Below are 12,474 nucleotides of genomic sequence, written 5' to 3' on the forward strand. Positions count from 1 at the left end.
GGAGCATAATATGAGAATTTTGATTACAACTGACTGGTATGAACCTGTTATTAACGGTGTTGTTACATCCGTTCTGACTTTGAAAAGAGAACTTGTAAAAAGAGGCCATGAGGTGAGGGTTGCCACTCTTTCCGACTGTGGGCATTCCTATAAAAAAGATGATGTTTATTATATGCGTTCTGTGGATATCAGCAGGATTTATCCCGGCGCCAGAGCCGTTTGCTTTCCGGGCAGCAGCCTTTATGAGGAGCTGATCGAATGGCAGCCGGATCTCGTTCACTCCCAGTGTGAGTTCAGCAGCTTCCTGATTGCCAGGAAAATAGCCGGGGAGCTTGGGATTCCGGTGGTGCATACGTATCATACGGTGTATGAGGATTATACCCACTATTTCAGCGCCGGAAGGCCCTGGGGCAGGCAGGCGGCGGCCTGGTTCTCACGTTTTATCCTGGAGAAAACCGATTTTGTCATTGCCCCCACCGCAAAAGTAAAGAAGCTGCTGGAATCCTATGGCGTGGAACGTCCGGTGGCGGTAATTCCCACGGGTATACGTCTGGAACGTTTCCTTCCCGTAAGCTGGGAGCAGGTGGATGAGGACAGAAACAGAATCAGGGAGCAATATGGAATCGGTGAAGGACAAAAGGTTCTCCTCGTCCTGGGAAGGCTTGCCAAAGAAAAAAATATTGAAGAAATCATAAGCTTTTTCGGACAGATTAACCGTGAGGATATGGAGCTTCTCATTGTGGGTGACGGGCCCTACAGAAAAGAACTGGAGGAACTGGCGGATCTGCAGAAGAACAGCTGCCGCATTCATTTTACAGGAATGGTTTCCCCGGAGGAAACAACGGCTTACTATCGGGCGGGTGACATGTTCGTCAGCGCCTCCCAGAGTGAAACCCAGGGAATTACCTATCTTGAGGCGCTTTCCAGCGGCCTTCCTGTAATATGCAGAAAAGACCCTTGTGTGGAGGGCATTGTAAAAGGGAATGAAAATGGTTTTCAGTATGAAACCTATGAAGAATTCAGGGATGAAATCCTGAAAATTGCAGGGGACACGGCCTGGAGAAATTTCCTGTCCGCAGGAGCGGTCCGCACAGGGCTGGAATTCGGAGCGGGGCAGTTCGGGGAAAAGGTATGTGCTGTATACGCGGCAGCGCTGGCAGGCCGCCGCTGCCGTATGAAGCTGTGTATGAAAAGGGCTGCGGCGTCATGACGGTAAAACGATTGTAAATTTGGAAAAAGCATGGAGGAAAAGCCATGCTTTTTTATGTCCCGTTTTTTCGGTATTTATTATCTGAAAGCTTATTTATTTGACTAATCCCTTAAAGCTGTTATAATAAACACATATTAATTTAGGTATTACTAAAATAAATGAAAAGTATAGGTGAGTCAGATGCTGCATATCAAATCGCTGAAGGAAGGGCTGGATATTTTTAAGGCGCTCGGTTCAGAAGTCCGTATAGAAATTATTGAAGCGCTTTTGGAAAACCGCGGGATGAACATGAATGAACTGGCAGGCAGACTGAATATCAGCAATGGAGCCCTGACAGGCCATATAAAGAAGCTGGAGGAATGCGGTCTGGTAAGTATTTCCAATGAATCTGCCGGACACGGCAACCAGAAGAAATGCTTTGTGCATCTGGATAAAATCCTGGTCGATCTGGATGGCCGGGCTGATGATAAAAATGTGTATCAGACTGATATTAAGGTGGGACATTTTTCAGATTATAAGGTATATCCTACATGCGGCCTCGCTTCAGGCAATGCGATTATCGGCGAAGTGGACGACGTAAGGTATTTCGCACATCCTGACAGATATAATGCGGATATGCTGTGGTTTACACAGGGCTTTGTAGAGTATATGATACCGAATTTTATTCCCTGTGCGCAGAAAATCGATCAGATTACCATTTCACTGGAAATCTGTTCGGAGGCGCCCGGCGTCAACGATATATGGCCCTCGGACATATCCTTTATCTTAAATGGCATGAAAATCGCACAATGGACAAGCCCGGGAGATTTTGGCAGCGTAAGAGGAGTATTTACGCCTGACTGGTGGTACCCCAACTGGAATCAGTATGGCCTGCTGAAGATTCTCGTCATTAATAAATCCGGCACCTTTATAGACGGCTTGCAGGTATCGGATATTTCTGTAAAGGATTTTAATTTAGATTATAAGAGTGTGATAAAGTTTAAAATGGAGGTTGCGGAGGATGCGGCGCATGTGGGCGGACTGACCATTTTTGGCAAAGGATTTGGCAATTACAATCAGGATATTTCCGTAAGAATTAATTACAGCCCAATGAATGAATCGGTGGAACAGGAAACGGAGCACTGAAGGGCTGGTTAAAGGTACGGCAGAATACTGCAGGAGCTGTGCTCCCTTCCGGACAGACAAGTGAAAAAGACGCTTGCTGCCCGGGAGGGAGTTTTTTTGTTGCCCAAATTGGCTGCAAAATTAAATTGTAAAAATATGAAATAATAAAATATTTTATAAAAAATAAAATTAATGTACAATAATTATCTGATATTTGTATTTATCCATAAATTTATAGTTGAAACTTAGTGTTTAATTTGATATTATTTTATATAATACAAAATTAATTTAATTATTTGTTGATAGTTTAGAAAGTGATTTAGGAGGGCAAAGAATGAAAGGAAGAAAGAGATCGGGAAAACAAATAGCATTATTGTGCGTACTTGTATTCCTGCTGGGTATTCTGCAGGGGTGCGGCACGACGGAAGAGAACTTTGATAATATTCGCCTGACTGCCGAAGAAGATAAAAATATTGGCTTTAAAAATGTGACGGTGCATGATCCTTCCATTGTGAAGGACAATGGAAGCTATTATATTTTCGGTTCCCATCTTGCGGCGGCAAAATCGCAGGATTTAATGAACTGGAGCCTGATTGGGAGCGGAGTGACAAAGGGAAATCCTATTATACCGGATGCCATGAATGAAATGCCGGAGGCCTTTGAGTGGGCAAAGACGGATACCTTTTGGGCGCCGGATGTTATCAGGCTGAAGGATGGAAAATATTATATGTATTATTGCAACTGTGAAGGGAGCTCCCCGCTTTCCTGCATGGGGCTGGCGGTCTCCGACAGTATTGAGGGTCCTTATTCGGACAAAGGAATTTTCCTGAAATCAGGTATGGCAGGAAAGAGTGAGGACGGAAATCCTTATGATGCAACTAAGCAGCCCAATGTGGTGGATCCCTGTGTGTTTTATGATGCGGACGGCCGTCTTTGGATGATATATGGCTCCTATTCAGGAGGGATTTTTGCGCTGGAGATGGATGAGAATACCGGTCTGCCGTTGCAGCCAGGCTATGGAAAGAAGCTGCTCGGAGGGAATCATCTGCGTATAGAGGCGGCTTATGTGCAGTACAATCCGGATACGGAGTATTATTACATGTTTTTATCCTTTGGCGGCCTGACGTCGGACGGCGGCTATAACATCAGGGTATGTCGTTCCAGAACACCGGACGGACCGTATTATGACAGCGCGGGACACGATATGATAGACTGTGCCGGCCCTGGCGGAAGCTTTTTTGATGATCGGACAGCGGAGCAGTATGGAGTGAAGCTGATAGGAAATTACAAATGGACCTGGCAGGAAGGCGAAGACGGCAAAAACCGCAGGGGCCTTGTTTCCCCGGGACATAACTCTACATATTTTGATGAAGAAACAGGAGATTATTTTATTATTTTCCATACGAGGTTTGAAAATATGGGGGAAAACCATGAGGTACGGGTACATAGAATGTTCTTCAACGAAGAAGGCTGGCCGGTTATCTCACCTTACCGTTATGCGGGCGAGGATCCGGAGGCGTATGAAGAAAAGGCAGTGCCGGGCAGATATAAACTGCTTAAGCATGGCCGGCAGATAACCACACAAATGGAGGAATCGGTAAATATAACCCTATATTCTGACGGTAGAGTCGAGGGAGCCTGTACCGGGAGCTGGGAGCTTTCAGAGGATCACCATATAAAAATTACGCTCGGTGAGGATACGTATGAAGGAATCGTGTGCAGGCAGTATGATGAATTCGGTAAAAAATATGTAATTGGTTTTACAGCCCTGTCTGAGGATGGGGAAGCGGTCTGGGGAAGCGGCCTGGCTGCCATCGAATAAAGCGCCGCGCATTAATTTTATTGGCGGTATGATGGTATGGGCTGTTAAGGTTAGTAAAAATACATATATTATAGCCGGCACCCCAGACAGTCAGTATGTATTGTGGATTGTCTGGGAACGGCCCTATCTTCTTTCTTAGCTTTCGTATGAATGATGTAAGGTTGCTTCCCTCTGGGGCATTGTGAAAGCCCCAGACATTTTCATATAATTGGTCTTTCGTAAATACCTGTCCTTTATGGCAAAAGAGAAAGTATAAGAGGTCAAATTCTTTTGCGGTCAAATATATACATTCTCCCTTTTTGGTCATAAATGTTCTGGAAAAGGTTCTATGGTAAAAGCATATTCTTTTTCATAGGTAGTAATAGGGAAACATGGAAATTTTTTAGACAGCCAATCTACTGTTTGTTGAAAAACTTGCTCTTCATCGTTTTTAAATGTTATTACTACAACTTTCCCATAGTTTCACCTGCTTTACTATGATACTTTTTATCAAGTTTGATATTGTCTCATATTTTCTTTACATACAATAGATATTTTCGTAAAGTCATATAAGTCTTTTTTCCAATATAAACCAAAGCAATGCCAACAATTATACTAATAGGAATATTTAAAAAAGTTGGTAATTCTAAAACCCCAAGGTTAACTTGCACATTTGGGGTAAAATCATAATATTGAAATATTTGCTCAAATAGCCCTATTTCAAAAAGTATCATTCCTGTTGGGAATAAAATCCCTGTCAGTATTAACACAACAGATAATACCGATAGAAATATTACAACAAATAGAAAAGTTGAATATATTCCATATTTTTTTATTACTGACCTTTGCATTTTATCACCTCAAATCTTTGCAAAGTTTTTAAATATACTTTTTACAAATTAATTGAGCGCCATTTAGAACAGCAGTAACCGAACCTATACCAAAGCAGATTTGCCCAGCGGTTGTTTTTGGAGCTGACAAAACACTGCCAGCAGCAAGAGAAATGCCTGCAATTAAACTTATTGAAATAAAAACAGGTGACCTGCCAGTATTTAGATGTTTACAATTCTTAATCAGATAATTTCTGAATTTATTTAATCCTTCTAATCCGTTGTTCATTTGAATTCCTCCTTTTTATTCAAATACACTTTCAATTAAAACTTCTATCATAAAGTCAACCACTTCTAAATGATTATATGGCAATTTTTCTTTATTAGAATTCGGCATAAATAGAATAGCAAATGCAGAGTTACCCTTGTCTTCATTTATCTTGTATTGTAGCTTAGAATCCTTGATGATATTACGAATATCATTATCACCGTGAAATGCTAATTCTTCAATTTTTTCTTTAGGCAGTCTATTCATAAATGCTATAAAATCTGGAGAATTCATTTCTAAGATGAAAGGTATTTTAATGTATTCTCTATAAATCAACTTTAGAGTATTACACAAACTTTCCTTTGTAGGTGTTTCACCTAGTGTTGCTTTGGTCAAATAAACTAATTTAGTTTGGATTCTCATTATAACATCAAAAAATAGTTCTTCTTTTGAAGCATAGAATAAATAAAATGCGCCTTTTGATATTCCTGCTTTTGCACATAAATCTTCAATATTCGTTTTTTTGTATCCTAGCTTGCTCCAGCTATCTTCGCAATTTACTAGTAACTTTTCTTTTGTCAAACATATAAGCTGTTATAAAAAAAGATTGCCGCAGTAAGCTTCGGCAGTCGTTTTTTGATAGGGTAATCAACTTCGGCAGCGACAGGAGGCAGTTTCATACGGAAGATAATTTTAGGCAGGAGATAAATTCATGCAGGATTCAAATTTATTTTGGGGCTTGCGTTAATCGAACATATGTACTATAATATGGTAAAAGAGAACAAATGTTCGATAAAAGGCGCTTAAAATACGGCGCCGTTTGAGCGGAGAGACAGGAATATGGATTACTCAATAGCCGACAGACAGATGAGCATTATGGATAAGCTGGGTATTCTTACGGATGCTGCAAAGTATGATGTGGCATGCACCAGCAGCGGAAATGAACGAAAGGGAGACGGGACAGGTATGGGCAATACCATTAAGGCGGGGATATGCCACAGCTTTTCCGGGGACGGGCGTTGTATCAGCCTGCTGAAGATCCTGTTTACCAACGAGTGCATTTATGACTGCAAATACTGCGTGAACAGATGCTCCAATGATGTGCCCAGGGCATCTTTTACGCCTGATGAGGTTTGCAGGTTAACCATAGAATTTTACAGGCGCAATTATATAGAGGGGCTTTTTTTAAGCTCCGGAATCCTTTACAGTCCGGATTATACCATGGAGCTTTTGTATCAGACGCTGTATAAGCTGCGCAGGGAATATAATTTCCAGGGCTATATTCACGTGAAGGCAATCCCCGGGGCCAATCAGGAGCTGGTGAGGATGACGGGCTTCCTGGCGGACAGGATGAGCATAAACCTGGAGCTGCCTACGGCGGAGGGCCTGAAGAAGCTGGCGCCCAATAAGCACAGGAAGAATATCCTCACGCCCATGCGCCTCATACAGAATGGAATTGCCGTCAATAAGAATGAAGTGGCCGTATACAGGCATGCGCCGGTTTTTGTGCCCGCAGGACAGTCCACGCAGATGATTATCGGGGCTACGCCGGAGAATGATTACCAGATAATGTCGGTGGCGCAGAACCTTTATGATAAGTTCAGCCTGAAGCGGGTTTTTTATTCCGCATTCGTACAGGTGAATGAGGATAAGGATCTTCCGGCGCTGCCGGGAGGGCCGCCGCTTTTGCGGGAGCACAGGCTGTATCAGGCGGACTGGCTGCTGCGTTTTTACGGCTTCCGTGCCGATGAGCTGCTGGATGAGAAAAGGCCTAATTTTAATGTGCTTCTTGACCCCAAGGAGGACTGGGCGCTGCGCCACCTGGAATTTTTCCCTGTGGAGGTCAACCGGGCGGATTACCAGGTCCTTCTCCGGGTGCCGGGAATCGGGGTGAAGAGTGCGCAGCGGATTGTAAAGGCAAGAAGAAACGGGAACCTGTGCTTTGAGGATTTGAAGCGGATAGGAGTCGTACTGAAGCGGGCGCTGTATTTTATTACCTGCAGCGGTCATATGATGTATAAAACGAAGATAGAAGAGGATTATATCACACGGAATCTGCTGGCGGTGAAGGAAAAGCTTCCCGCGGAGGCGGGTGGCATGACCTACAGACAGCTTTCCCTGTTTGATGATGTCCGTTTTGCCCCGCAGCGGCAGGAAATCAGACAGGCGGCGGGAATGGCTTATTAAGTACCCTCCGGGTCTAACAGTTACAGGTGATGGAGACAGGTGGATGGCATATGGAAAAGATACTGATATGTGAGGATTCCCAGGAGGGGATTTTTACGGGAATATATGAGGCTTATGCGCAGAAATGTGATCATGACAGTACGCGGATTCAGCTGGGAGAGGAAGGAAATCTGTGTTTATTTGCCGAATACAGGGAAATTGTGCCGGACATACAGAAGGCAGACAAGGTAAGACGGACGATACTCACAAGGTTTGGGGAGGAATGCTATGAACAGATCTGTTATGCGCTGTCTTCCTGGGAAACGGATAAAGGGCAGGCTGTCTACCAGACTGTTGTGGAAGGGCTGAAGGGACGGATCCGGGGCAGCCTGATGGATCATCTGGGAAACCGCTATGTCCACCGTGCTTTTGAACTGAGCAGGGCGGCCGGGAATGAGGCCCATCATCTGCTGGGTTTCCTCAGGTTTGAGGAAACGGCCGGAGGCATCCTGTTTGGGGAAATAGGGCCGAAGAATAATGTGGTGCCGTTTATGATGCCCCATTTTGCAGATCGTTTTCCAAAAGAGAATTTCATTATCTTTGATAAGGGAAGGAAGCTTTATGGAATCCATCAGGCCGGTAAGCCCTGGTTTTTGGCGGGAATGGAGAACGGGCCGGAGAAACAGGATCTGGAGTTTAGCGAGGAGGAAAGGCAGATTCAGGAACTTTTCAGGTATTTCTGCCGTAAGATAACGATAAAGGAAAGGGAAAATGAGAAACTGCAGCGACAGATGCTTCCTTACAGGTTCCAAGAATATATGGTGGAATTTGTAAACAATGAGCAGAAGACAGGCCGGCGGAAAAGCCGGTAACTGCCGGGTATCACACTTTTAAACAAAGAAAGGAGTTTGATTTTGCTCCGCGGGTGACATTATGCAGTATGGCCGTATTTACTGTCATTTTATGTAGAAAAATGGGGGGTTTACATTTACCGCCAATGCTGTATAATATGATAAATCTAAGAAGGTACACGGCGAAAATGCCGTGTTTGTAGCAGTTTCTATTTTATGAAAGGATGAAAGTGTGTGGTAAGTATGAATGGAATCAATCAGTATAAAATTGTGCTGAGACCGGACGAGGTGCAGGAATTTGTAAATGAAGCCTCAAGGTATGATTTCGATATTGACATAGCGTATAACAGCTATGTAGTAGACGCTAAATCTATTCTTGGTGTTTATGGCCTGGACCTTACCCGTGTGTTAACCGTATCCTGCCATGGGTACGATAAAAAATTTGAAAACTACCTCAGAAAATTTGCAATGGCCGGTTAACTGTCTTTCCAAAGCATAATGGATTTGACTCCCTGTAAAGAAGTGTGTACTATCTTTATAGGGAGTTTTTTGATTCTTTTTACAGGCAACAAATAAGGAGGACGGCTTAACGTGGAAATAAGAATATCTGTGCGCAATCTGGTGGAATTTATCCTGCGCAGCGGCAGTATAGACAACCGGAAAAAGGCAGCGCCTGACAATGCAATGGCAGAGGGCGGACGGATACACCGTATGATACAGCGTAGAATGGGATCGGAATATCAGGCAGAGGTGGTTATGCGTTATGTGTGGAATACACCGTCCTATGATCTGATCGTAGAGGGCAGGGCCGACGGCGTAATAAACGGAGAAACCGTGACTATAGATGAGATTAAGGGAACCTACCGGGAACTGGAGAAAATGAAGGGGCCGGTGGATGTGCATCTGGCGCAGGCGAAGTGCTATGCTTTCATGTATGCCGCAGATCATGACAGCGCACAGATGAAGGTGCGTATGACCTATTGCAATATGGAAACGGAAGAACTGCGGTATTTTGTCAGTACGCACAGCAGAGCGGAGCTGGAAGAGTGGTTCATCGGCATTCTGGAGGAATATAAGAAGTGGGCGGATTTTTCCAGTCAGTGGCAGGAGGCAAGGACAGCGTCCATAAGACAGCTGGCCTTTCCTTTTCCCTACAGGGAGGGGCAGAAGGAGCTTGCCACCTATGTATACCAGAGCATTGTCCACAAGCGGAAACTGTTCATTGAGGCGCCTACCGGCGTAGGAAAGACACTTTCCACCGTATTCCCGGCGGTAAAGGCCTTGGGAGAGGGAAAGGCAGAGCGTATTTTTTATCTGACAGCCAAGACCATCACCCGCACGGTGGCGGACAATACCTTCCAGCTGCTGCGTGATAAGGGGCTGCGTTTTAAGACAGTAATCCTGACGGCCAAGGAAAAGATATGCTTTATGGAGGAAACAGAGTGCAATCCCGGCGCCTGTCCCTATGCGGACGGCCATTATGACAGGATCAACGAAGCTATTTATGATCTGCTCACCCATGAGGACCACTATAACAGGGAGATGGTGGAAACCTATGCCAGGAAATATAAGGTCTGTCCCTTTGAAATGAGCCTGGACATGAGCCTGTTCTCCGATGGAATCATATGTGACTACAATTATGTGTTTGATCCCCATGTTTATTTAAAACGGTTTTTCAGTGACGGAGTGCAGGGACAGTACCTTTTCCTGATTGATGAGGCGCATAATCTGGTGGAACGGGGACGTGAAATGTACAGCGCAGTGCTTGTGAAGGAGGATTTCCTTGCGCTGAAGAAAATTGTTAAGGAATATGATTCCAAAATGGAGCATCAGCTGGATAAATGCAGCAGGGAGCTGCTTCCGCTGAAACGGGAATGCGAAGGCTGCCAGGTGGTGTCTTCCATAGACAGTTTTGTGCTGGCAGTGGAGCGTCTTTCGGAAACCATGGAGAAATACCTGGAGGATCATGATGAGAGCCCTGTCAGGGAGGATGTACTGGATTTTTATTTTGAAGTTTCCCATTTCCTTGAGATGTATGACAGGCTGGATGATAATTATGTCATCTATACGGAGCTGGAGGAGGATGACAGCTTCCTGGTCAAGCTGTTCTGCGTGAATCCTTCCGTAAATCTGAAGGAATGTATGGAACGGGCGCGCAGCACTATCCTGTTTTCAGCCACGCTGCTGCCCATTCAGTATTATAAGAGCCTTCTGGGCGGGAATAAGGAAGATTATGAGGTTTATGCACAGTCAACCTTTAATCCCAAGAAAAAAGCACTATATATAGGAAGCGATGTAACCAGCAAATATACCAGGCGCTCCAAAACGGAGTATATCAATATAGCAACCTATCTGCATGAAATTACAAAAATGCGTTATGGAAATTATCTGATTTTCTTCCCCTCCCATTCCTTTTTGCAAAATGTGTATGAGGCTTACGAAGAATATTTCCTGGATGAGGAAAAAGAAGAATGCATCATTCAGGAGGATATTATGAGTGAGGAGGACAGAGAACAGTTCCTCGGGCGTTTCGAAGGGAACAGAGGCTGTGAGCTGGGGGATATGATCCATATGGAGATTGAGGAGGAGCAGGAAAAGAGCCTGCTGGGCTTCTGTGTAATGGGCGGTATTTTCAGTGAGGGCATCGATCTGAAGAACGACAGCCTGATCGGCGCGATCATTGTAGGGACCGGGCTTCCCCAGGTATGTAATGAACGGGAGATACTGAAGAGCTATTTTGATGCCATGGGAAAAAATGGTTTTGATTATGCCTATCGGTATCCGGGAATGAATAAGGTGCTCCAGGCTGCAGGAAGAGTGATCCGGACGGCGGAGGATGTGGGAATTGTGGCCCTGCTGGACGACCGGTTCCTGGGAGGGGCCTATCAGCGGCTGTTCCCCAGAGAATGGGACACCTATGAAGTGGTAACGGCGGATCAGGTGGCCCGCCGGGTGGAACGTTTCTGGGACGAATGGCTATAGTAAAGGACAGCACAGGCCGCCGGCGGAGGATAATACTCTGCCGGCGGCCTGGGTTTTATAAGAGGCACCCTGCTGTCTTAGGTGGGGCATCTTACGGTTCCTGTAACAAAAATGCGATTTCTTCCTTATAAGGAGGGAGCGTCTTGTCAGGATTTTCCGGGTCCGGACGGTAGGGTGTTTCCAGTATCCTGGGAATGCCGGGGAAATCCGGATGGTGTACGATACAGCGCAGCGCTTCGGCGCCGATGGTGCCCTCTCCGATATTGGCGTGGCGGTCTTTTGCCGCGCCCAGGCTGTTTTTGCTGTCATTAATATGAAAAACAGCGATCTGTTCCCTGCCGAGTATCCGGTGGAATTCCTCCATGACCCCGTCAAAGTTATCCACAATGTCGTAGCCTGCGTCATTTACATGGCAGGTATCAAAGCATACACGCAGCTTGTCATTGCAGGCGACTCCGTCATAGATGGCGGCAAGCTCTTCAAAGCTCCGACCGATTTCAGAGCCTTTGCCGGCCATGGTTTCCAAAGCTATACATACCGGTGTTTCCGGGGTGAGCACCGCATTCAGCCCCCGGACGATTTGGCGGATGCCCGCCTCGCTTCCCGCGCCCACATGGGAGCCGGGATGAAGTACCAGCACGCTGCTGCCCATGGCGGCGGTCCTTTCCAGCTCCAGCGCCAGAAAATCCACAGCCAGGGAGTAGGTATCGGGATTTACCGTGTTGGCCAGATTGATAATATAGGGCGCATGCACTACAAAATCCTCGATCCCGTTCTGTTTCATATAATCTTTTGCAGCATCTATATTCAGTTCGCTGACAGGCTTCCGCTTTGTATTCTGGGGCGCGCCGGTATACACCATGAAGGTATTGGCCCCGTAGGACACGGCTTCGCGCGCCGAACCAAGCAGCATTTCCTTTCCTGCCATTTTTACATGAGATCCGATTCTTATCATAAAAAATACTCCTGTATCAGGTATCTTTTCCAGGTTGCTTTCAGCCGCTTTTCCGGCGGCAGGAAATCAGTATAGCACAGGATTTGCTTTGTGAAAAGATAAAATTTCAGGGAATTATTATGTTGATGTGGATAAAATTGTGGAATGTGCGGATTACCAAAAACGGAGACGATTTTTTTCGGAAATGTCCTGTGGAAAACTTGTTTATGGCGTCATGAATTGTGGATAACTATGTGGAAACTGGGGATTTCTTATGCAGATAATGTCGAATAAATAAGAAATTTGGTACTTATGCACATTTTCACAT

The 12,474-nt window shown here is 45.2% G+C and carries 12 protein-coding genes; 7 read left to right on the forward strand and 5 right to left on the reverse strand.

Going from position 1 to position 12,474, the window contains the following annotated elements; all coding sequences use genetic code 11:
- The first annotated feature begins 10 nt into the window (after positions 1-10).
- From HMPREF1548_RS07930 to HMPREF1548_RS07940, 3 genes are all read left to right on the forward strand, one after another.
- Entirely contained in the window at positions 11-1,210 is a 1,200-nt protein-coding gene (locus tag HMPREF1548_RS07930; RefSeq protein WP_021635424.1) for a glycosyltransferase family 4 protein, read from the forward strand.
- Between the two features lie 180 nt (positions 1,211-1,390).
- Positions 1,391-2,335, forward strand: coding sequence for an ArsR/SmtB family transcription factor (locus tag HMPREF1548_RS07935; protein ID WP_021635425.1), 945 nt, complete (start codon positions 1,391-1,393; stop codon positions 2,333-2,335).
- A 313-nt stretch (positions 2,336-2,648) separates the two neighbouring features.
- The gene (locus HMPREF1548_RS07940; RefSeq protein ID WP_021635426.1) at positions 2,649-4,136 is read left to right on the forward strand and encodes a glycoside hydrolase family 43 protein; all 1,488 of its coding nucleotides are present in this window, start codon (positions 2,649-2,651) and stop codon (positions 4,134-4,136) included.
- On the opposite strand, the gene HMPREF1548_RS28850 is transcribed toward HMPREF1548_RS07940, so the two are convergent.
- The 4 genes from HMPREF1548_RS28850 to HMPREF1548_RS07955 form a co-directional block, all read right to left on the reverse strand.
- The gene (locus HMPREF1548_RS28850; protein ID WP_198168622.1) at positions 4,075-4,443 is read right to left on the reverse strand and encodes a winged helix-turn-helix domain-containing protein; all 369 of its coding nucleotides are present in this window, start codon (positions 4,441-4,443) and stop codon (positions 4,075-4,077) included. The two genes, HMPREF1548_RS07940 and HMPREF1548_RS28850, sit on opposite strands and share 62 nt — an antisense overlap.
- Before the next feature lie 199 nt (positions 4,444-4,642).
- Complete coding sequence (locus HMPREF1548_RS07945; protein ID WP_021635428.1) at positions 4,643-4,966, reverse strand: hypothetical protein; 324 nt, start codon at positions 4,964-4,966, stop codon at positions 4,643-4,645.
- 28 nt (positions 4,967-4,994) lie between these two features.
- The gene (locus HMPREF1548_RS07950; protein WP_021635429.1) at positions 4,995-5,234 is read right to left on the reverse strand and encodes a hypothetical protein; all 240 of its coding nucleotides are present in this window, start codon (positions 5,232-5,234) and stop codon (positions 4,995-4,997) included.
- Between the two features lie 15 nt (positions 5,235-5,249).
- Positions 5,250-5,795 (reverse strand): TetR/AcrR family transcriptional regulator, encoded by a 546-nt coding sequence (locus HMPREF1548_RS07955; protein WP_021635430.1) that lies wholly within the window; start codon positions 5,793-5,795, stop codon positions 5,250-5,252.
- Positions 5,796-6,053: 258 nt separating this feature from the next.
- On the opposite strand from HMPREF1548_RS07955, the gene HMPREF1548_RS07960 reads away from it, so the two are divergent.
- The 4 genes from HMPREF1548_RS07960 to HMPREF1548_RS07975 all read left to right on the forward strand — a co-directional run bounded on the left by HMPREF1548_RS07960 (position 6,054) and on the right by HMPREF1548_RS07975 (position 11,212).
- Positions 6,054-7,400 (forward strand): putative DNA modification/repair radical SAM protein, encoded by a 1,347-nt coding sequence (locus HMPREF1548_RS07960; RefSeq protein ID WP_021635431.1) that lies wholly within the window; start codon positions 6,054-6,056, stop codon positions 7,398-7,400.
- A 50-nt stretch (positions 7,401-7,450) separates the two neighbouring features.
- On the forward strand, positions 7,451-8,251 hold the full coding sequence (locus HMPREF1548_RS07965; RefSeq protein WP_035321567.1) for a TIGR03915 family putative DNA repair protein: 801 nt from the start codon (positions 7,451-7,453) through the stop codon (positions 8,249-8,251).
- A gap of 222 nt (positions 8,252-8,473) precedes the next feature.
- Positions 8,474-8,710, forward strand: coding sequence for an HPr family phosphocarrier protein (locus HMPREF1548_RS07970; protein WP_021635433.1), 237 nt, complete (start codon positions 8,474-8,476; stop codon positions 8,708-8,710).
- A gap of 111 nt (positions 8,711-8,821) precedes the next feature.
- Positions 8,822-11,212, forward strand: coding sequence for an ATP-dependent DNA helicase (locus HMPREF1548_RS07975; protein ID WP_021635434.1), 2,391 nt, complete (start codon positions 8,822-8,824; stop codon positions 11,210-11,212).
- A gap of 91 nt (positions 11,213-11,303) precedes the next feature.
- On the opposite strand, the gene HMPREF1548_RS07980 is transcribed toward HMPREF1548_RS07975, so the two are convergent.
- Entirely contained in the window at positions 11,304-12,167 is an 864-nt protein-coding gene (locus HMPREF1548_RS07980; RefSeq protein ID WP_021635435.1) for a deoxyribonuclease IV, read from the reverse strand.
- Positions 12,168-12,474: the final 307 nt, after the last annotated feature.

Origin of the sequence: Clostridium sp. KLE 1755 (assembly GCF_000466465.2) — a bacterium.
Taxonomy (GTDB): Bacteria; Bacillota; Clostridia; order Lachnospirales; family Lachnospiraceae; genus Eisenbergiella; species Eisenbergiella porci.